The organism is Tersicoccus sp. Bi-70 (assembly GCF_001968825.1).
Taxonomy (GTDB): Bacteria; Actinomycetota; Actinomycetes; order Actinomycetales; family Micrococcaceae; genus Tersicoccus.
The window spans coordinates 206,138-226,487 of the sequence record NZ_MIEU01000016.1; the positions used below are offsets into that span (position 1 = coordinate 206,138).

General features: G+C 72.3%; 15 protein-coding genes. 6 read left to right on the forward strand and 9 right to left on the reverse strand.

What is annotated here, in order from left to right; translation table 11 throughout:
- The first annotated feature begins 176 nt into the window (after window positions 1–176).
- The 3 genes from BGP79_RS13580 to BGP79_RS13590 are packed head-to-tail and all read left to right on the forward strand — an operon-like array spanning window position 177 to window position 3,564.
- Window positions 177–1,586 (forward strand): MFS transporter, encoded by a 1,410-nt coding sequence (locus BGP79_RS13580; protein ID WP_076696381.1) that lies wholly within the window; start codon window positions 177–179, stop codon window positions 1,584–1,586.
- On the forward strand, window positions 1,583–2,716 hold the full coding sequence (locus BGP79_RS13585; RefSeq protein ID WP_083701934.1) for a Gfo/Idh/MocA family protein: 1,134 nt from the start codon (window positions 1,583–1,585) through the stop codon (window positions 2,714–2,716). Before BGP79_RS13580 ends, BGP79_RS13585 begins: the two co-directional genes overlap by 4 nt.
- Window positions 2,713–3,564, forward strand: a complete 852-nt coding sequence (locus BGP79_RS13590; RefSeq protein ID WP_076696383.1) for a sugar phosphate isomerase/epimerase — start codon at window positions 2,713–2,715, stop codon at window positions 3,562–3,564. The genes BGP79_RS13585 and BGP79_RS13590 overlap by 4 nt, the downstream gene beginning before the upstream one ends.
- A gap of 27 nt (window positions 3,565–3,591) precedes the next feature.
- On the opposite strand, the gene BGP79_RS13595 is transcribed toward BGP79_RS13590, so the two are convergent.
- On the reverse strand, window positions 3,592–4,407 hold the full coding sequence (locus BGP79_RS13595) for a CPBP family intramembrane glutamic endopeptidase (protein ID WP_083701999.1): 816 nt from the start codon (window positions 4,405–4,407) through the stop codon (window positions 3,592–3,594).
- Window positions 4,408–4,526: 119 nt separating this feature from the next.
- On the opposite strand from BGP79_RS13595, the gene BGP79_RS13600 reads away from it, so the two are divergent.
- A complete protein-coding gene (locus BGP79_RS13600; protein WP_076696384.1) occupies window positions 4,527–6,797 on the forward strand; it encodes a S9 family peptidase in 2,271 nt (756 codons plus the stop codon).
- Window positions 6,798–6,936: 139 nt separating this feature from the next.
- Here the strand turns inward: BGP79_RS13600 and BGP79_RS13605 are convergent, their stop codons facing one another.
- Both BGP79_RS13605 and BGP79_RS13610 read right to left on the reverse strand, forming a co-directional pair.
- Window positions 6,937–8,109 (reverse strand): FAD-binding oxidoreductase, encoded by a 1,173-nt coding sequence (locus BGP79_RS13605; protein ID WP_076696386.1) that lies wholly within the window; start codon window positions 8,107–8,109, stop codon window positions 6,937–6,939.
- A gap of 170 nt (window positions 8,110–8,279) precedes the next feature.
- Window positions 8,280–9,020 (reverse strand): hypothetical protein, encoded by a 741-nt coding sequence (locus BGP79_RS13610; protein ID WP_076696388.1) that lies wholly within the window; start codon window positions 9,018–9,020, stop codon window positions 8,280–8,282.
- Window positions 9,021–9,262: 242 nt separating this feature from the next.
- Here BGP79_RS13610 and BGP79_RS13615 point away from each other — a divergent pair, with 242 nt between their 5' ends.
- Window positions 9,263–10,249 carry an SDR family oxidoreductase gene (locus BGP79_RS13615; protein ID WP_076696390.1) on the forward strand — a complete coding sequence of 329 codons (987 nt, stop codon included), beginning with the start codon at window positions 9,263–9,265 and terminating at the stop codon, window positions 10,247–10,249.
- A 259-nt stretch (window positions 10,250–10,508) separates the two neighbouring features.
- Here the strand turns inward: BGP79_RS13615 and BGP79_RS13620 are convergent, their stop codons facing one another.
- The 6 genes from BGP79_RS13620 to gatC form a co-directional block, all read right to left on the reverse strand.
- A complete protein-coding gene (locus BGP79_RS13620) occupies window positions 10,509–11,660 on the reverse strand; it encodes a thermonuclease family protein (RefSeq protein ID WP_158067192.1) in 1,152 nt (383 codons plus the stop codon).
- Window positions 11,661–12,199: 539 nt separating this feature from the next.
- The gene (locus BGP79_RS13625; protein ID WP_076696394.1) at window positions 12,200–14,998 is read right to left on the reverse strand and encodes an MMPL family transporter; all 2,799 of its coding nucleotides are present in this window, start codon (window positions 14,996–14,998) and stop codon (window positions 12,200–12,202) included.
- A 91-nt stretch (window positions 14,999–15,089) separates the two neighbouring features.
- Window positions 15,090–15,737: a TetR/AcrR family transcriptional regulator gene (locus BGP79_RS13630; protein ID WP_076696396.1), complete on the reverse strand. Its 648-nt coding sequence runs from the start codon at window positions 15,735–15,737 to the stop codon at window positions 15,090–15,092.
- 109 nt (window positions 15,738–15,846) lie between these two features.
- Entirely contained in the window at window positions 15,847–17,349 is a 1,503-nt protein-coding gene (gene gatB, locus BGP79_RS13635) for an Asp-tRNA(Asn)/Glu-tRNA(Gln) amidotransferase subunit GatB (RefSeq protein ID WP_076696398.1), read from the reverse strand.
- Window positions 17,346–18,869, reverse strand: a complete 1,524-nt coding sequence (gatA, locus tag BGP79_RS13640; protein ID WP_233121613.1) for an Asp-tRNA(Asn)/Glu-tRNA(Gln) amidotransferase subunit GatA — start codon at window positions 18,867–18,869, stop codon at window positions 17,346–17,348. The genes gatB and gatA overlap by 4 nt, the downstream gene beginning before the upstream one ends.
- 38 nt (window positions 18,870–18,907) lie before the next feature.
- Complete coding sequence (gene gatC, locus BGP79_RS13645) at window positions 18,908–19,207, reverse strand: Asp-tRNA(Asn)/Glu-tRNA(Gln) amidotransferase subunit GatC (RefSeq protein ID WP_076696401.1); 300 nt, start codon at window positions 19,205–19,207, stop codon at window positions 18,908–18,910.
- A gap of 168 nt (window positions 19,208–19,375) precedes the next feature.
- Here gatC and BGP79_RS13650 point away from each other — a divergent pair, with 168 nt between their 5' ends.
- Window positions 19,376–20,275 carry a cytochrome c oxidase assembly protein gene (locus BGP79_RS13650; RefSeq protein ID WP_083701937.1) on the forward strand — a complete coding sequence of 300 codons (900 nt, stop codon included), beginning with the start codon at window positions 19,376–19,378 and terminating at the stop codon, window positions 20,273–20,275.
- The last annotated feature ends 75 nt before the right edge of the window (window positions 20,276–20,350 follow it).

Here is a 20,350-nt window from a genome sequence, read left to right on the forward strand (position 1 = left end):
CCCGAGGATCAAGTGTCCCTGCTACACAGTGCATGACTGATTGGGTCCTGGATTTCCTCGACCGCATCCCCCACGCTGGCATGTGTCGCCCGTCACCTCGGACCGCGGTGACGCTGGACCGAACCGACCCGGTGGAGCACGAGGGCGTGCACCCCGGTCCGACGCAAGGGGAATCCATGAACAGCACGGTCACGACGCCGGAGGACGTGCGGGCGCAGAGGAAGCGCCGCAACGCGCGCAACGCCGCCGTCTCCGGCTTCGCCGGCAGCGCCCTGGAGTACTACGACTTCTTCATCTTCGCCACGGCCGCGGCGCTCTACCTCAAGGACCTCTTCTTCCCCGGTGCGGGTACCGCCGGTCAGCTCTTCTCGCTGGCCACGATCGGCGTCGCCTACATCACCCGGCCCCTCGGCGCCCTGCTGTGGGGCCACCTCGGCGACGTGATCGGACGGAAGAAGGTCCTCATCATGGTGCTGGTCCTGATGGGGACGGCCACCTTCGCGATCGGGCTCGTTCCCACCTACGACGCCATCGGCATCTGGGCGCCGATCATCATCATCGTCCTGCGGCTGGCACAGGGGCTCTCGGCCGGCGGCGAGTCGCCCGGGTCGGCGTCCCTGTCGATGGAGCACGCCCCGGACCACCGCCGCGGATTCTTCTCCAGCTGGACGATGGCCGGCATCACCTTCGGCATCGTGCTCTCCTCCGCCGTCTTCATCCCACTCCAGTCGCTCCCCGCGGACGCGCAGCTGAGCTGGGGCTGGCGCGTGCCGTTCCTCGTCTCGGCCGTCGTCACGATCGTCGCGCTCGTCCTCCGTCGCACCCTGGAGGAGCCGGAGGTGTTCAGGGACACCCGGGAACTGAACCTCGTCGTCACGGTGCCCGTCCTCGAGCTGGTCCGCCGCCACCCCCGCACGCTGCTGCTGGTCACCGGGATGAGCCTGTTCACCATGGTCAACACGATGATCAACGTGTTCACGCTCTCCTACGGCACCGCCGTCTCCGGCATCCCGCGGAACGAGATGCTCGCCTTCATCAGCGTGGCCAACCTGGTGGCCGTCGTGGCGCTGCCCCTCTGGGGCCACCTCTCCGACCGGGTCGGACGCCGCCCGGTCTTCATCACCGGCGCCGCCGCCCAGATCGTGCTCATCTTCGCCTTCCTGTGGGCCCTGGCCAACGGGGACCCGGCGAACACCTGGCCGGTGTGGGTGCTGGGCATCCTGCTCGTGGCCGGCGCGTACTCGGCGACCAACGCCGTCTATCCGGCCTACTTCCCCGAGCAGTTCCCGGCCAACGTCCGGTACTCCGGCATGGCGATCTGCCTCATGGTCGGCCTGCTGCTGGCCGGGTTCACCCCGGCCATCGCCGAGTCCGTCTCCGGCGCCCAGCACAACTGGTTCGGCGTCGCCCTCTTCTCGGCCGTGTGCGTGGGCATCTCGGGACTCTGCGCCGCCCTGAGCCGGGAGACCGCGCACACGCCGACCGCCGACCTCGCCCTCGGCACCGGCCGCCGGGGTCGAACCGTCACCCCCGCGAACGCGTCCGAGACGCTGGCCCCCGCCGGCCGGACGGAGGCGTCAGCGTGAGCGCCCGGGAGCCCGCGAACCAGCCGGCCCTGCGCGTCGGCATCATCGGATGCGGCGCCATCGCCGGCAACCACGTGCTCGCGTATCGCGCACAGCCGCAGGTCGAGGTCGTCGCCTGCCTGGACGCCGACGCCGAGCGGGCCGAGGCCTTTGCGGCCGAGCACGGCATCGGGACGGCGACCACCGACCTCGAAAACTTCTTCGCCCACGACGTCGACGTGGTGAGCGTCTGCACCCCGCACCCCACCCACGAGCAGCTCGTGCTCGCCGCGGCGGCGCACGGGGTGCACGTGCTGTGCGAGAAGCCGCTGGCCGTCGACGTCCCGTCCGCGGAACGGATGGTGGCGGCCTGCCGCGAGGCCGGCGTCCGGCTCGGTGCGGTGTTCCAGCGCCGCTGGTGGCCGGCGGCGCAACGGATCCGGGAGGCGCTCGACGACGGCACCCTTGGCACGCCGATCCTGGGCCGCGTCGAGGTGCTGCTGCACCGGGACACCGCCTACTACACGGCCACCCCCTGGCGCGGCACGTGGGCGACCGACGGCGGTGGCGTGCTCATGACCCAGGCCATCCACTACCTCGACCTGCTGCAGTGGTACCTCGGGGACGTCGACCTGGTCATGGCCGCGGCGGACACCTATCGGCACGGCGAGCACATCGAGGTGGAGGACACCCTCGTGGCCACGCTGCGGTTCACCAACGGGGCGATGGGCCAGCTGGTGGCATCGACGGCACTGACACCGGGCCTGGGACTGCGCGTCGCGGTCACCGGCTCCACCGGCGCCACCGTCGGCCTGCTCGAGTACCCGGAGGGGACCGAGGCGGTCAACGACGTCTGGGCCGTCCCCGGCGCCGCGGCACTCGCCCCGCCGGTGGCACTGCTGCCCGACGCCGACCTGCCGTCCATCAACGCCGCCCTCGCGCCGTTCCACACCCTCCAGATCGCCGAGTTCGTCACCGCCGTGCGCGAGGGCCGCGAGCCCGGCGTGACCGGCGAGGACGCGCTCCGGTCCCTGCGCACCCTCGCCGCGGTGTACGCCGCGGTCCGCAGCGGGCGCCCGGAGCGACCCGACGCGACCGGGCCCGACGCAATCGAGCACGAGGGCCCCGGAACCGGAGGAGCACCCCGATGAGGGAGATCGGACTCGCCCACCTCAGCCTGCTGCAGCTCGACCCGCCCGACCTCGTCACCACGGCCGCCCGGGCCGGGTACGACTTCGTCGGCATCCGCGTCCGTGGCGCGACGCCGGCCGAGGACATCCCCGACCAGGCGCCGGGATCGGCCGCCTCCCGGTCCACCGTCGCGCGCCTGAGCGACACCGGGCTGCGGGTACGGGACATCGAGTTCCTGTCCCTGGACGGCCGTACCGGGCGAGAGGCCTGGCTGCCGATGCTCGAGGCCGGAGCCGCCTACGGGGCCGACATCATCAACGTCGCGGGCCAGGATGCCGACCGGGCACGGCTGACGGAGACGCTCGCGGAGCTGGTCCGCGACGCCGCGGACCACGGCATCGTGCCGGCGCTGGAGGCCATCAGCTACAACGCCGTCGCCACCGTCGCCGACGCGGCAGCGGTGGCCACGGCCGCCGGCGCCCGGGTGATGCTCGATCCCCTCCACCTCGTGCGCGGCGGCAGCTCCGTCGCCGACGTGGCCGCCCTGGAGGCCCGGCTGATCCCCGTGCTCCAGCTGTGCGACGGGCCGGCCGCGGTGCCGAGCGACCTGGACGTGCCCACGCCCCTGCCGCGGGGGATGACGGCCGACGGCGAACCGCGGAAGGTGGAGTCCCGCGCCCTGCGGCGCGCCCCGGGTGAGGGGGCGTTCCCCCTGCGGGAGCTGTTGCGGGCCGTGGGCGAGGACACGCCGCTCAGTCTCGAGGTGCCGGACCACGCCCGGGCCGCCCGGCTCGGAGCGCTGGGCTGGGCCGAGCACCTGTTGACCTCGACCCGCGAGCTGCTGGCCACGGTCGACGAGCCTGCCTGAGCCGGTCCGTTGGTCAGCGCGGCCTGCTCACCCGAAGCCGGTGGCCCGGCCGAGCAGCGTGAACCCGACGAACGCGCCGATGTCGAGCAGGGCGTGCGCGATGATCAGCGGCATCACCCGGCGCACCCGCAGGTAGAAGGCGACGAAGACGAGCCCCATGACGACGTTGCCGAGGAACGGGCCGATGCCCTGATAGAGGTGGTAGCTGCCGCGCAGCACCGCGCTGGCCACGAGGATCGCCGGCGTCGTCCAGCCCAGTTGCCGCCACCGCAGGATCAGGTAGCCGACGACGATCACCTCCTCGAGCACGGCGTGCCGCACCGCGGAGAGGATCAGGACCGGCACGGTCCACCAGTAGGTGCCGAGTGCCGCCGGCACGAGCGCCGTCGTGATCCCCAGCGCCCGGCCGGCCGCGTAGAGGGCGAGCGAACCGCCGGCCATGACGGCGAACAGAGCGGCCCCCTGCCCCAGGTCGGCCCAGGGCCGTGAGCGGTCGATGCCGAGCAGGCGCAGCGGCCGCACCCGCGCACCGGGCCCGCCGCCCTGCCCCGCGAGCAGGAACAGGACGAGCAGCACCGGAACCAGGGAGAACCCGATGCCGAGCAGCTGGTAGGTCAGGTCCAGGTACTCGCGGTTGCTCTGCGTGGGGTTCAACGTGGTCGTCTGGCCCCCGAGGGGTCCGGTGGTCAGCTTGTCGATCAGCTGGACGACGGCGTAGACGGCCGACTCGCCGAGCGACAGGCCGAGGACGAGAAGGATCTCGAACCGCAGGCGACGGCGGTCCGGGCCGGAGGCGACCGGAAACGCCTCGAGGCGGTCGGTCGCGGCGGAGTCAGCGGGCACGCCCACACCCTAGACGACCGACCTCGGCGATCGTGGGGCACCGCCACCGTGCCCTCACCGCCTGTCCGCGGTGGGCGGATCGAGCAGCGTCCCCGGACCCCGGCTCCTAGGATCGAGGCATGACCGACCACTCCGCTCCGACTCCCGCCGACGGCACCACCCCCGCCCCCGGCTCCGCCACCCTCCCGGCCGCGGCCCTGCCCCCCGCTCCGGTGGCCCGGAAGATCCCGAAGGAGCGCACCCATCACGGGGACACCCTGGTCGACGACTACGAGTGGCTGCGCGAGAAGACGGATCCTGAGGTGCTGGCGCACCTGACCGCGGAGAACGCGTACACCGACGCCGTCACCGCCGGCCAGCAGCGCCTGCGGGAGCGGATCTTCGACGAGATCAAGGGCCGCACCCAGGAGACGGACCTCTCGGTCCCGTCCCGCCGGCACGGTTGGTGGTACTACAGCCGCACGGTCGAGGGCGGCCAGCACGCCGTGCACTGCCGGGTGGCGGCCGAGGGCGACGGCACCGAGCTGTCCCACTGGGAGCCGCCCGTCATCGAGCCCGGCCAGCCGCTCGACGGGGAACAGGTCCTGCTCGACGGCAACGCGGAGGCGGACGGCCTGCCGTTCTTCTCCCTGGGTAGTTTCGCCGTCAGCGAGGACGGCGGCCTGCTCGCGTACGGGGTGGACAGCGCCGGCGACGAGCGGTTCACCATCCGCGTGAAGGACCTGCGCACCGGTGAGGCGCTGCCCGACGTCATCGAGGACACGTTCTACGACGCCCAGTTCCACCCGGACGGGCGCAGCCTCTACTACACCGTCGTGGACGCCGCGTGGCGTCCCCACGAGCTGCGCCGGCACGTGCTCGGCACGCCGTCCTCCGCCGACGAGGTCGTCGCCCGCGAGGACGACCCGGGCCTCTGGCTCGGCGCGGAGATCTCCTCCAACCGGCGCTGGCTCATCGTCACGTCCGGCAACTCCGAGTACAGCGAGTCCCGGGTGCAGCGCCTCGACACGAGCGACGGCGACGACGCCGGGTTCCAGATCGTCATCGACCGCGCCGATCGCGTGCTCTACGACGTCGAACCGGTGCTGCTCGACGGTCGGGACCAGTTCGTTCTGCTCCACAACCGGGACGCGGTCAACTCGGCGATCGCCCTGATGGATCCCGCCGACGCCGGCCGGCCGGTCGCCGAGCAGACGTGGACGCCCGTCATCGAGCACCGCGACACCGTGCGTCTGAGCGGCATCGCCTCGAACCGCACCCACCTGTTCGTCGCCGCCCGCATGGACACGACCGAACGGGTCCAGGTGCTCGAGCTCGCCGGTCTCGGCACGGCGCAGCAGCGACCCGCCACGGAGCCGCGGTTCGAGGAGGAGCTCTACTCGGCGTCACTCGTCGGCGCCGAGTTCGAGGCACCCGTCGCCCGGATCACCTACACCTCGTTCCTGACGCCGCCGCGGGTCTACGACTACTTCCCGGCCCTGGACGGCGCCGGGGACGGGGCGGGCGAGTCCGCCGGTGACTCCGCTGCGCTGGCCCTGGCGCTGCGGAAGGAGACACCCGTGCTCGGCGGGTACGACCCGACCGCGTATCGCGCCGAGCGGGCGTGGGCGACGGCGCGCGACGGCGTCCGGATCCCCGTCTCGATCGTGCGGCGCGCCGACGTCGAGCCCGACGGGCGCAACCCGGTGATCCAGTACGGCTACGGCTCGTACGAGATCAGCATCGACCCGTCCTTCTCCGTCGCCCGGCTCTCCCTGCTCGACCGCGGCGTCGTGTTCGTCGTCGCGCACGTGCGCGGCGGCGGCGAGCTCGGCCGGCCCTGGTACGAGGACGGCAAGAAGCTCGCCAAGCGCCACTCGTTCACCGACTTCGTCGACGTCACGGACTTCCTCGTCGACTCCGGCTGGGCCGACCCGGCGCGGATCGTCGCGACCGGCGGGTCCGCGGGCGGGCTGCTGATGGGCGCCGTCGCGAACCTGGCGCCGACGCGGTACCGCGCCATCGTCGCCGTCGTGCCGTTCGTCGACGCGCTGACGACGATCCTCGACCCCGAGCTGCCGCTCTCGGCGCTCGAGTGGGAGGAGTGGGGCAACCCCATCACCGATCCCGAGGTCTACGCCTACATGCGGGGCTACTCCCCCTACGAGAACATCGCGCCGGTCGCGTACCCGAAGATCGCGGCGATCACGAGCCTGAACGACACGCGCGTCTTCTACGTCGAGCCGGCCAAGTGGGTGGCGCGGCTGCGGGAGATCGGCACCGGCTCGGAGCCGATCATCCTCAAGACCGAGATGGACGGCGGCCACGGCGGCGCGAGCGGCCGGTACGAGAAGTGGAAGGACACCGCCTTCCAGTACGCGTTCATGCTGGACGCGCTCGGCGTCGCCTGATGGCGGAGGCGGACGACGCGACCGGCTACGGCGCAGTCGCACCGCCGCCGTGACTGATGGTCGGGCTGCTGTCGCGTCTGGACGCGTCGCTGCCCGGCCGCGCGTCGGACGGTGTCAGGGCGCCGCCCGGGCGCCGTCGTCAGTGCACGGGCGCGGTGCGGCCCAGGTCGGCGGACGGTCGGGTCGGCACCCGTCGGACGGGTGAGAGCGCGGCGAGGATCGCAGTCGGGTCGGGTTCGTCGGTCGACCGACCCGCGGCTGCAGCCGGGTTGCGACCAGTGTCGCCGCGGTCGATGCCGTGCGCGTCGAGGATCAGCCCGGCCGCCAGCTCGGCGAGCGCGGGCGCGACGTGCACGACGCCGTCGCCCTGACCGGCGAGCCAGAAGAACCCGTCCGCCTCGCCGTCGTACCCCACCACCGGCAGTCCGTCGCGACCGCGGGTGCGGACCGCCGTCCACGCCCGGTCGAGTTCACCGAGTCGGTGGCCGGTCAGCGTGAGCGCGGCCCGTCGGAGGTTCTCCACCGCTGCCGAGTGCGGCGCAACGAACCCGGCGTTCCCCGGCGTGCCCGCGACCCCGGCGACGAGCAGGCCGTCCCCGTCGGGGCGGATGACGACGCCGTCGCGGACGAGCGCCGGCATGTCCGGGTCGAGGGGTGCGTCCAGGCCGAACACGGCGGCGGTGTGCCGGTGCGGTTGCAGGCCCTGGATCTCGACGGCGGCGATGACGGCGATCGGGTCCGCCCACGCCCCCGCGGCGTTGACCACGGTCCGCGCGGCGATGCCCTCCTGGCCGGCGCCGATCAGCCAGCCACCGCCGATGCGCGCCGCCGTGTGCACGTCCGCGACGGGGATGATGTCGACGCCGGCGTCCAGCGCGGCGTCGCGGTAGTACTCCTGAAGTGCCCCGGCATCGACCTCCAGGGCGTCGTCGGTGGCCGCGGAGACCGATGTGTCACGGGCGGCCGCGGCGGTCAGGACGGCGACGGCGTCCTCGGCCACGGTCAGTGCCCCGGCGGCGGCGAGGTCGTCGACCTGCCCGCTCGACCCCGCGAAGACACGCCGGCGAGTGCGAGCGAGATGGTGTGCCCCGTCCCCGAGCGCGTCCGCGATCAGCTCGGCCGAGCGGCGCCGCAGAGCCCTCAGCACCGGCGGATCGATGGTGGGCTCGAGGGCCCGGGCGGCCCGCGCCGTCTGCTGGTAGGCCACGGTGGGATCGGCCTCGACGATGACGACCCCCGTGTGCGGGGCGAGCGCCGCCGCCAGGGACAGGCCGGTGATGCCGCTGCCGATGATCAAGACGTCGGTGTCCATGGCCCGATCGTGTCACAGGGCGGCACCGGGGTCACCGGTCTGCGCTGATCAGTCTCAGATCCGCGACCCGGCACGCTCCGGTGACGCCGGATCGACCCCCGGGGCTCCTGCGAGGGTCGATCCGTGTCGGTACCGGTGGTTCGGGGGTTGCCTGAGGGGTTGGCTCGCGCTCAGGAGCTCGACGTCGGCGCCGGCGTGGTGGCGCCCGAGGAGGGCGCCGGTGTCGCCGGGGCGGTCCTGCCCGCACCGGCCGGCAGCACGAGCAGCCGTTCGACGGTCGGCGTCCCGGACTTGGCGGCCATCAACGCCACCCGATCGCCGACCTTCAGCTCGGAGGCCGTGATGGTGGTGCGGTGGCGGGCGCCGTGGGTGCCTCGGGCCTGCGCGCCGGCACTCGGGCTGGCGCTCGGGCTGGGGGTGGAGTCCGGGCCGGCGCTCGAGTCCGGGGTACGCAGCGGCCGCGTGGGGGCGGCGAAGAGCTTCGACGAGGTGCCGAGTGCGTAGGTCGCCGTGTAGCCGTCGGAGGACTTGACCGTCACGGAGGTCGAGGACACGGCCGTGATCTGCCCGCGCTGGACGAGGACGGTGGCGGTGCTCTGGCCTTTCGGCACCACGAACTCGCCGTGCAGCGGTGCCCGGGCCGGTCCGACGGGGAACCAGTCCCCGCGGTGCCCGCGGCCGTGGCCGTGGTGCTGACCCGGGCTCGCGGAGGCGCTCGGGCTCGGCGTCGCCCCGCTCGTGGGCTGCCCGTCGGTGCCGTTGCCCGCTGCCATGACGGCGACGCCGCCGGCGCCGGCCAGCCCGAGGGTGAGCAGTCCGGTGGCCGCCCAGCGCACCGTCGACCGGGTGCGTCGCGAGTTCCGGTGCGCGGTCGTCCGCTCGTCCGGCGTCGGTGTCTCGAAGTCCTGCATGGTCTCTCCCCTGAGTGAGGTGACGCGGCGGTCCGACGACCCTCGAGGTATTCCCCGGGATCGTGGCGCCCCAGGTGAGCGCCGGTTCCGCGATGCCGTTGACCAGTGTGCGAGCGGACACTGGGGATCGCCTGTACCCCATCTGCCAGTTCGGCGCCACAGCATCAGCCCATTTCCGCCTGTGCGTCTCGTGGCGCTGCTGTGCGCTTGTGCCGGTGCGAGCCGCTGGCAAGACTGGCACCATGACCGCCGCAGCCTCCTCCCCCTCGTCCACCGGTTCCTCCCTCCGCGTCGCCCTCGTCGTCGGCGCCTCGCGCGGCCTCGGCCTGCTGATGGCGCGCGATCTGCTCGAGCAGGGCTACCGGGTCGTGATCGCCGCGCGCAACGAGCAGACGCTGGCCGCCGCCGCCGCCGACCTGGACCCGTCCGGCACCCGGGTGCTGCACCGCGTCGCCGATGCGGGCGATCCCGACGCGGTCGCGGACCTCGTCGCCTTCGCCGAGCGGCAGGGGGTGCTCGACGTCGTCGTCCACGTCGCGGGCGTCATCCAGGTGGGCCCGCTCGCGGCGATGAACCGGGGCCACTTCCGGGAGGCGATCGACATCATGACCTGGGGGCCGATCAACGTGGCGCTGGCGGCGGTGCCCGGCATGCGGGCTCGCGGTCATGGGCGGATCGGCATCGTCACGTCACTCGGCGGCAAGGTCAGCGCCCCGCACCTGGTGCCGTACTCGACGGCCAAGTTCGGGGCCGTCGGCTTCACCCAGGGGCTGGCCGCGGAGCTCGCGGGCACCGGGGTGACGGCGACGACGCTGGTGCCGGGCCTGATGCGCACGGGCTCGCACCTGCAGGCGGCCTTCGTCGGCGACGTCGAGAAGGAGTACCGGTGGTTCTCCCTCGGCGCGACGCTGCCGCTGGTCGCGATGCCCGCCGAGCGGGCGGCGCACAAGATGGTCGCGGCGACGCTGGCGGGCAAGCCCGTGGCCGCGATCGGCATTGCCGCCCAGGCGTCCACCCGCTTCGGCGGTCTGGCACCCTCGATCACGGTGCGCGGCATGGGGATCTTCAACCGGTTCCTGCCGGGCACGACGGCCAGCGGGCCGAACGTCCGCTCGGACGACGCGACGACCGTCAAGGGTGAGGACGCGCGCCGCCGCCTCGCTTCGCCGCTGGTCAACTTCCTGACCGGCCTCGGCCACCGCGCGGCGCAGAAGAACCTGGAACGCTAGGGCCGCCGGAGTTTCCGCCGGTCACGACCGGCACCCGACGTCGTCGTCGTTCCGGCGCCGGCGCGCGAGCGGACACGGCCATCGGGACCGTTCTTGCCATTCGGGACGCTAACAACCCGGCGCGATGGCAGGAACGGTCCCGATCACTGTGGGCGCATCTGCCGCCCTTCACCGTGCAGCATGCGACCGGGGCTGAGGCGCCGCGGCCGTCGTGACCGTCCGATTCAAGGGCGGTGCCGAACCCGGCGACCGGACCTGATCACCCGCAGGGGTGCCAGACCTGGCCTCCCGGCTCGTAGCATCGCGGCCCGTGGTAACCGGGGTAGGGATCCGCGGGTGCAGGCGCCGGCGCCTGCTGCTGTTCCTGCGCCTGGCGCGCCGCCTCGGCCTGGCGTTCGGCTTCAGCGGCCGCAGCCTGGTCGGCGGCCTGCTGCGCCGCCGCCCGAGCAGCCTCATCCGCGGCAGCCTGCTGCGCCGCCGCCCGAGCAGCATCATCCGCGGCAGCCTGCTGCGCCGCCGCCCGAGCAGCATCATCCGCGGCAGCCTGCTGCGCCGCCGCCTCGGCAGCCGCCTGACGCTCCGCGTCCGCAACCCGTGCCTGGCGCGCCTCCTCCGCCTGCGCTTCCTGCGCGGCGGCCGCTGCCCGTCGATCCGCCTCCCGCTGAGCGGCGGCGCGGGCGGCCCGCTGCTGCCCGGCGGCACGCGTCTCGTCAGCTCGCAGGGTCGACGCCGTGGTGTCGGCCGTGGTCCTGCGGGCTTTCGCGCGCCCGATCAGCGCCTCGAGATCGGACGACGAGAACAGGCCCGCCACGACGAATCCGGTTGGCGGCTTCATCAGCAGGGACCGGATCGCCTCCAGCCTGGCGATCTGGGACGTGAGCCGATCGGCCGTCGCCTGGGCCGCCGCCGCGGTGTCCTCGGTGCCGGTGGAGATCGTCTGACCGACGCTCTGCTCGGCGGCAGGGATGGTGCAGCCGATGGTGGGGTCGAACAGCCCGCGACGCTGGGTCGTGGCTTCGTCCTGCGCCTTCTTCACCGCGTCGTACCACTTGACGTTCGGCTTGAAGATGACGGCGACCCCCAGTCCCAACCGGGCGAGCTCGGAGTTCACGAAGACACCGGTCGGCCCGGTGACCGCGGCCAGCGTGCGCCCGTAGCGGTCGGTGCGCTCGACGTCGTAGTCGAGGGACACCGTCGATCCGACAGGCAGCAGGTCGGTCAGCGCCCGGGTCGCTTCCGGGCCCTGGCACTGCACCGCCTTGTTCGGGTGCTTGGTCTCCGGGGTATCGACATTGAGCAACCGGATACGGGTCACCTTGCCGTGCAGGGTGGCATCGAAGGTGTCGCCATCGATGACGCGGACGACGGTCGCGATGTCGCCGTCGGCGGCCACCGCGTCGACCGCCGTCACGGCCGACTCCGACGCGACGGTTCCCCCCGCGGTCGGCGCACTGCACCCGCTGATCACCAGCACGGCACTGACGGCCAGCGCACCTGACCACGACCTGATGCTGAACAAGCGGTGTCTCCGATCTCCGTAAGTCGTGGACATCCCTGATCGAGCCACGCCAGCATGCACTCTCGACAGCGCGGCGTAGCGAGTAAGGCGGTCGCCGGCGCTCCGACCTGCGCATCGACACCGCAGACGGGACCGTTCCTGCCACGAGGGACCGCAAGTCCCCCACTCAGCGGGAGTACCTGTCCCATCGGCTGAGGTGCACAGGGCGGGGACGACGACCGCACCAACGGTCGAGGCGCCATCGGGACCGGTATTGCCGTTCGGGACCGAGCAACCCGGCGCCATGGCAGGAACGGTCCCGATCGCTGGGGCGCGTCGGGCCGCCCTTCACCGTGCAGCATGCGACCGGGGCTGAGCCTCGCCGACCGGAGACGACGACGGCCGCGCCGCCCGCCGGAGCGGGAACAGCACGGCCGTCGTGACCGGGTGGATCAGGCGCGGTGCCGAGGCCCGCGGCCGGACGACCCGGAACCCGCATCGGTGTCCGCCGGGACGTCCCGGTCGCCCGACGCCGCCGCCGCGTGACGACCCCCGCCGGACGGAGCGCCCGAAGCAGACGGGACCCCGCCGGACGGCGCACCCGAGCCGGCCGAGCCAGCCGAGCCGGAGCCTGCCGAGCCGGCGGCCGACGACGCCGCACCGCCGGACGGCGCACCCACCGACACCAGCTCGTCGTCGCGCCCCTGCGGCGTGAACGCAGACGGATCCGAGCTCGCCACCGCCGGGATCGGGCCCGTCGCCGGGTGCTCGCGCTCCAGCTTGGCGCCCTCGACGTCGACGTCCGGCAGGATCCGGTCGAGCCACCGCGGCAGCCACCAGGCCGACCGGCCGAGCAGGTGCATCACGGCGGGGATGAGCAGCATCCGCACCAGGAACGCGTCGACGAGGACGCCGAAGCCGAGACCGAAGCCGATCGGCCGGATCGTCGAAGACTCCGAGAAGATGAAGCCCGAGAACACGGACGTCATGATGATCGCCGCCGCCGTCACCACGGCGCGGCCGGCGTGCAGACCGCGCTGCACCGACACCCTGGCCTCGTGCCCGTGGGCGTACGCCTCCCGCATGCCGGAGACGAGGAACAGCTGGTAGTCCATCGCGAGGCCGAAGAGGATGCCGATCTCGATGATGGGCAGGAAGCTCAGGATCGGCGCCGGGTCGTGCACCCCGAAGACGGCGCCGAGCCAGCCGAACTGGTAGATCGCGGTGATCCCCCCGAAGGTCGCGAGCAGCGACAGGACGAAGCCGAGTGTCGCCGTCAGCGGCACCAGGATGGACCGGAACACCAGGATGAGGATCAGCAGCGACAGCCCGACGACGACCACCAGGTAGATCGGCAGCACGGTGGCGAGGTTGGTCGAGACGTCGATGTTGGCGCTGGCGTTGCCCGCGACGCCCAGCGTGGCCCGGCCGCCGTCGACGTCGACGGAGACGCCCCGCAGATCGCGGACGAGCTGCTCGGTCGTCTCACTGTCCGGTCCGCTGGTCGGCACCACCTGGAAGGCGATGACGGTGCGGTCGTCCGAGGCGCCGATGGGGGCGACGGCGGCGACGTTCTGCTGACCGGCGATGGCGCGGCCGATGGTCACCTCCGTCGCGGTCACGTCCGCCTGGGCCACCGGCTCCGGCAGCTCCGCGACGGCCAGCAGCGGACCGTTCTGGCCGGCGCCGAACTTCTGCTCGAGCGTCTTGTACGCCTTGTACTGGGTCGACTCGGTGGCCTCGGAGGCCCCCGAGGGCAGCCCGAGTCGCATCTGCGTGGCCGGCAGGGCGATGACGACGAGCACGATGACGCCGGCCACCAGGGTGACGATGGCCCGCCACGTGGACATCGGGGTGGTCGGCAGGCGCGGGGCCGTACCGTCCCGCCCGATCGCCGCACGCTCCTTCTTCTTCAGGATCCGCACCCCGACCAGGGACAGCAGCGCGGGCGTGAGGGTGATGGCGATGATGATCGCCACCAGGACCGCGCCGGCGCCGACCGTGCCCATCAGGCCGAGGAACGGGATGCCGGTGATGTTCAGGGCGAGCAGGGCGACGATGACGGTGGATCCGGCGAACACGACCGCGTTGCCGGACGTGCCGTTGGCCAGGCCGATCGACTCGTGCACGGACATCCCGCGCTTGAGCTGGGACCGGTGCCGGTTGAGGATGAACAGCGAGTAGTCGATGCCGACCGCCAGCCCCAGCATCACGCCGAGCACCGGGGTCACCGAGATGAACTCGACGAGGTTGGAGAACGAGAGGGCCGCGAGCGAGGCGACCGCCACCCCGAGGATGGCGCTGACCAGCGGAAGCGCGGCGCCGATCACGGTGCCGAGCATGACCAGCAGCACGATGGCGGCGATGATGACACCGACGATCTCGCCGGGGCCGAGCACGCTGGGCACGCCCTGCGCGATGTCGTGGGAGACCTCGACCTGCACGCCGGCGATCCCGGCCTTCTCCGCCTTGTCGCTGATGGCCTGCTTCTGCGGCTGCGGTGTCGCGAACGTCGACTGGTCGAAGCGGATGGTGCCGATCGCGGCGCTGCCGTCCTCGGAGACGACCCGGATGTTCTTCGACAGGTCCAGCAGCGCGGCGCCCTGCTCCAGCTTCGTCTGCTGGGTCTGCAGCGTGGCGCGCCCGTCGGTGATCTGCTTCTGACCCGCGGCCAGCTGCGGGGTCTGCGCGTCGAGCTGCGCCTGGGCACGGTCCAGCTGCGGCTTCGCGAAGGCGTACTGGCCGGCGGCCTGCGCCTGCGACTTCTTCTGGTCGAGCTGCTGCTGCGCCTGGGCGAGCTGCGTGCGCCCCGCGTCGATCTTCTGCTGCGCGGCGTCGAGTCTGGCGCGGGCATCGGCGATCTGCGTCCGCCCGTCGGTGACCTTCGTCCGCGCGTCGTCGAGCTGCTTCTGCTGCGCGAACGGGTCGATGGCGTCCTTGACGCCGTCCATCGTCTTGATGCCCCCGAACAGCGCAGTGATCTCGCGCTTCTGGGCGTCGGTGAACGCCGCGCCGTTCTCGGTCGCGACGACGATGCTGCCCGAGCCGCCGGTGGCGGCCGGGAACTTCTCGGCCAGCCGGTCCTGGACCTTCTCCGTGGCGGTGCCGGGGATGGAGATCGCGGACGAGATGGTGCCGGAGAAGAGGGCGAACGTCCCGCCGGAGATGGCGAGCACGAGGATCCAGCTGATGATCACCAGCCAGTGCCTGCTGGCGCAGAACCGCCCGAGGCGGTAGAGGAGACCGGCCATGCCGACTCGCTCCTTTCTCTCTGTGTGAGTGCTGTCGGGCCCGGCACCGCCGGGCTCCGTGAGGATGGGATGCGGGTGCGGACCCGCGGGTTCAGGGGGTGGTGGCCGGGAGGTAGCCGTTGCGGACGCTGCCGAGCAGCCGGGTGAGCAGGTCCTCCCAGGTGGCACGCGCGTCGGCGTCGAGGCGGCCGTCCGTGCGCTCCACCCAGTGCCGGGCGATGACGATGACACCGCTCATCAGGGACTCGACGAGCAGCTCGGCCTCGAGCGGGTCCGCGGTGGGGTGGCGGCGCAGCACCTCGGCGAGCAGCCGCTCGGTGACGCGGGAGAAGGCGGCGTCGGTCAGCGGGGCCTTGCGGTCGTTCGCGGACGACGCGCCGCCGAGGATGCGCAGGATGGTGGCGATCGCGGCGGGCAGGTCCGCGTCGTGCATGGCGGCGGCGATCTCGTCGAACATGGCGGACCGGCTGCCGTCCCCCAGCGGGGTGCGGGCGATGCGGGCGAGGAAGTCGTCGACGACGACGGCGAGCGCGTCCTCGCACACGGTGAGGAAGAGGTCGTCCAGGGACGGGAAGTGGTTGAAGACCGTCCGACGCGACACGTCGGCGCGGGCGGCGAGCTCGTCGACGCCGAAGAAGGGGCCGCCGCGGTCCTCGATCAGCTCGCGGGCGGCGTCGACCAGCGCGGAACGGCGCTCCGCCTTCTGCGCAGCGCGACGGTCGAGGGTCGATCGGGTCACGGTGACTACACTAGGTGCAATCTTGCACTCGATGCAAATACCCTCGTGAAGAACATGACGACGCCCCGCACCCCTGTCGGGTGCGGGGCGTCGATCGAGACGGACGGCGTCAGACGCCGAGCTTCTCCAGCACGATCTCGCGGACGCGGCCGGCGTCGGCCTGACCGCGGGTCGCCTTCATGACGGGCCCGATCAGGGCGCCGACGGCCTGGACCTTGCCGCTCCTGATCTTGGCGACGACGTCGGGCATGGCAGCGATCGCCTCGTCGACGGCCGCACCGAGCGCACCGTCGTCGGAGACCACGGCCAGGCCGCGGGCCTCGACGATCTGGGCGGGCGTGCCCTCGCCGGCGAGTGCGTGCTCGAGCACCTGGCGGGCGATCTTGTCGTTGATCCGCCCCTCGGTGATCAGCGCATCCAGTTCGACGATCAGCGTCGGGGTGGCGCCGACCTCGGTGGGCTCGACGTCGCGGGTCTTCGCGACGCGGGAGATCTCCCCCATCCACCACTTGCGGGCGACCGCGGCGGAGGCGCCGACGGCGATGGTGTCCTCGATCGCCTCGAGCACCCCGGCGTTGACGACGTCACGGAACTCGGCGTCGCTGTAGCCCCAGTCGGCCTTGAGCCGCTTGCGCCGCTCGGCCGGCGGCTCGGGCAGCGTCGCCCGCAGCTCCTCGATCCACTCGCGGCTGGTGACCACGGGCACGAGGTCCGGCTCCGGGAAGTACCGGTAGTCGTCGGCGTCGGACTTGGGCCGCCCGGACGTCGTGGACCGGGTGTCCTCGTGCCAGTGCCGAGTCTCCTGCACGACCTTCTGTCCGGCGTTCAGCACGCCCGCGTGACGGGAGATCTCGTGCCGGACGGCGTGCTCGACGGCGCGCAGCGAGTTGACGTTCTTCGTCTCGGACCGGGTGCCGAAGACGGTGGCGCCCTTGGGCATCAGGGAGACGTTGGCGTCGCAGCGGACGTTGCCGCGCTCCATCCGCGCGTCGGAGATACCCAGGCCCTTGACGATCTCGCGGACCGCGGCCACGTAGGCCCGGGCGAGCTCCGGGGAGCGGGCACCGGCGCCGACGATCGGCTTGGTGACGATCTCGATCAGCGGCACGCCGGCCCGGTTGTAGTCGACCAGGGAGTAGTCGGCGCCCTGGATGCGGCCGGCCGCGCCACCGAGGTGGGTCAGCTTGCCGGCGTCCTCCTCCATGTGGGCCCGCTCGATCTCGACGCGGAACACCTCGCCGTCCTCGAGCTCGATGTCCAGGTACCCGTCGTGGGCGATCGGCTCGTCGTACTGGGAGGTCTGGAAGTTCTTCGGCGTGTCCGGGTAGAAGTAGTTCTTCCGGGCGAAGCGGCAGGACGGCGCGATCGAGCAGTTCAGCGCCAGGCCGAGCTTGATCGCGGACTCCACGGCGGTCTTGTTCACCACCGGCAGCACGCCGGGCAGACCGAGATCCACCGGCGCGACGTTGGTGTTCGGCGTGTCTCCGAAGGCGTTGGGGGCGGCGGAGAACATCTTCGTCTTCGTGTTCAGCTCGACGTGCACCTCGAACCCGAGGACCGGGTCGTAGGTCGCCAGCGCCTCGTCGAAGGGAACCAGGGTCTCGGTGCTCACTTCTCGCCTCCGGTGGTGGTCAGGGATGCGTCGTCCCGCGCGGACAGCAGGTCCGGCGCCTTCTCCAGCAGCGGGCCGCCCCAGCGGCGCACCAGCAGCCGCTCGAGCGCGGCACCGGCCCGGTACAGCCGCTCGTCCTCGCGGGCGGGGGCGAGCAGCTGGATGCCGGCCGGCAGCCCGTCCTCGGTGGCCAGGCCGCTCGGCAGGGACAGGCCCGGCACGCCGGCCAGGTTGGCCGGGATGGTGGCGACGTCGTTGAGGTACATGGCCAGCGGGTCGTCCGTCTTCTCCCCCAGCCGGAACGCCGTCGTGGGCGCTGTCGGGGAGATCAGGATGTCGGCCTGCTCGAACGCGGCGTCGAAGTCGCGCTGGACGAGCGTGCGCACCTTCTGCGCCGAGCCGTAGTAGGCGTCGTAGTAGCCGGCGGACAGGGCGTAGGTGCCGAGGATGATGCGGCGCTTCGCCTCGTCCCCGAATCCGGCGGCACGGGTCGCGGCCATCACGCGCTCGATGGTCATCGGGCCCTCGGTGGGCAGCGTGCGCAGTCCGTACCGCACGCCGTCGAACTTGGCCAGGTTCGAGGAGACCTCGGACGGCATGATCAGGTAGTAGGCCCCGAGGGCGTACTGGAAGTGCGGGCAGGAGACCTCGACGATCTCGGCCCCGGCCTCGCGCAGCAGGTCGAGCGACTCGTGGAAGCGGTCCAGCACACCGGCCTGGTAACCCTCACCCTGCAGCTCGGTGACGACACCGATGCGCAGCCCCTCGACGCTGCCGTCGACCGCGGCCGCGGATGCGGCCGCCGCGAACGCGGCCACCGGGTCGGCGAGCGAGGTGGAGTCGCGCGGGTCGTGGCCGCCGATCAGCTCGTGCAACAGGGCCGCGTCCTCGACGGTGCGGGCGACGGGGCCGATCTGGTCCAGCGACGAGGCCATCGCGATGGCGCCGTACCGGGACACGCCACCGTAGGTCGGCTTGACGCCGACGGTGCCGGTGACGGCGGCGGGCTGGCGGATCGATCCGCCGGTGTCGGTGCCCAGGGCCAGCGGCGCCTCGAAGGCGGCGACGGCGGCGGCGGATCCGCCACCGGAGCCGCCGGGAATCCGGTCCAGGTCCCACGGGTTGTGGGTGTCCCCGAATGCGGAGTGCTCGGTCGAGGAGCCCATGGCGAACTCGTCGAGGTTGGTCTTGCCGAGGATCGGCAGCTTCGCGGCGCGGATCTTCTCGACCACGGTCGCGTCGTAGGGGCTCATCCAGCCCTCGAGGATGCGGGAGCCCGCCGTCGTCGGCTGCCCAACGGTGACGATGAGGTCCTTGATCGCGATCGGGACGCCGGCGAGCCGGTGCATGCTCTCCCCCGCGGCGCGGGCGGCATCCACCTCGGCGGCGACGGCGAGCGCCTCCTCGGCGTTGACGTGCAGGAAGGCGTGGACGGCGCCGTCGACGGCGGCGATCCGATCCAGGTGCGCCTGCGTCAGCTCGACGGAGGTGATCTCGCCGGCGGCGAGCTTCTCCGCCATCTGCGCGGCGGTCAGGGTGATCAGGTCGGCGGTCACGCTCACTGCTCCTCGTCCAGGATGGCCGGGACCTTGAAGCGACCGTCCTCCTCGTCGGGGGCGCCGGAGAGCGCCTGCTCCTGGGTCAGGGTCTCCCCCACGGTGTCCTCGCGGAACACGTTGGACAGCGGGAGGGGGTGGCTGGTGGCGGGGACGTCGTCGCCGGCCACCTGCGAGATGGAGGCGATCGAGTCGACGATCACCGCCAGCTCGCCGGCCATGGTCTCCAGCTCCGTCTCGGACATCTCGATGTGGGCGAGCCGCGCCAGGTGGGCGACGTCGTCACGACTGATCTGAGCCACAGTCCTCCTCAAAAGACACGGGTGGGTTTTCCGCCCTCCATCCTACGGCGGCCCGCCGAGGGGAACGACGACGCCCGGCCAGACCCCGCTCAGCCGACGGTGGCAGGATGGCGGGCGGGCCAGCTCGTGCGCCCTTCTCGTCCGTTCCACCGCAGATCCGAGACACCGATGCCGCCGCTGCAAGTCCTCCTCTCCTCCTGGACCCTCGACCCGGTGGCCCTCGTGCTCGTCGGGCTGGCCGCGGCCGGCTACGTGCGGGGCCTGCGGGCCGTGCACCGGGCGGGCGGACACTGGCCGGTGTGGCGCACGCTGGCCTTCCTCGTCCTCGGGCTCGGCTCGTTCGTCGTGCTCAGCTGCGGGTTCGTGGGCGTCTACTCCTCGACGCTGCGCTGGGCCTTTGCGGTCAAGCTCAGCCTCGACCTGTTCCTCGTCCCGATGCTCGTCGGCCTCGGCCGACCGGTGACCCTGGCGCGCGCCGCCCTCGGCCCCGTCGGTCGCGGACGGCTGGAGCGCTGGGCCACCAGCCGGCCGGTGCGCCTGGTGAGCAACCCGATCCTGGCGCCTTTAATCGGCTTCGTGCTGTTCATGTCGTTCGTGACCCCGTGGTCGTTCACGCTGCGGACCTCTCCCGCGATCGGCGTCGTGCTGACGGTGCTGGTGCCGCTCGTCGGGCTACTGATGATCCTGCCGAACACGGAGGAGGCCTTCTTCGCCCGCGTCGGCGGCCTGTTGATGCTCGAGTTCGTGTTCGTCTTCGCCGAACTGCTGCTCGACGCGATTCCCGGCGTGATCGTGCGGCTCAGCGGTCAGGTGCTCGACCAGCACGCGGCCGCCGGGGCGGGGCTGCCGTGGTTCCCGAATCCGCTGCGGGACCAGCAGCTCGCGGGTGACAGCCTGTGGTTCATCGCCGAGATCATCGACCTGCCACTGATCATCCTGATGTTCGTCCGCTTCTCCCGTACCGATGCGACGGAGGCCCGGTCCTTCGACGAGTTGACCGAGGACGAGTTCACCGCCCTGTCCCAGGCCCACCTCGGGCACCGGCCGACACCGCCCGCCGAGGGCTGACGCCGTCCGGTGCCGCGCGGGATCGCCGCGCCGCATTGCCGCGTTGTTCGTCGAATGCCCCGTCGTTCGCGGCAA

Bases quoted from the DNA above. Each gene is read 5' to 3' on its own strand.
- BGP79_RS13615 (WP_076696390.1), top strand. From the start codon at position 9,263: ATGACCGCCGCAGCCTCCTCCCCCTCGTCCACCGGTTCCTCCCTCCGC.
- BGP79_RS13590 (WP_076696383.1), top strand. From the start codon at position 2,713: ATGAGGGAGATCGGACTCGCCCACCTCAGCCTGCTGCAGCTCGACCCG.
- BGP79_RS13625 (WP_076696394.1), bottom strand. From the start codon at position 14,998: ATGGCCGGTCTCCTCTACCGCCTCGGGCGGTTCTGCGCCAGCAGGCAC.
- BGP79_RS13605 (WP_076696386.1), bottom strand. From the start codon at position 8,109: ATGGACACCGACGTCTTGATCATCGGCAGCGGCATCACCGGCCTGTCC.
- BGP79_RS13580 (WP_076696381.1), top strand. From the start codon at position 177: ATGAACAGCACGGTCACGACGCCGGAGGACGTGCGGGCGCAGAGGAAG.
- BGP79_RS13610 (WP_076696388.1), bottom strand. From the start codon at position 9,020: ATGCAGGACTTCGAGACACCGACGCCGGACGAGCGGACGACCGCGCAC.
- BGP79_RS13650 (WP_083701937.1), top strand. From the start codon at position 19,376: ATGCCGCCGCTGCAAGTCCTCCTCTCCTCCTGGACCCTCGACCCGGTG.
- gatA (WP_233121613.1), bottom strand. From the start codon at position 18,869: ATGGCGGAGAAGCTCGCCGCCGGCGAGATCACCTCCGTCGAGCTGACG.
- BGP79_RS13600 (WP_076696384.1), top strand. From the start codon at position 4,527: ATGACCGACCACTCCGCTCCGACTCCCGCCGACGGCACCACCCCCGCC.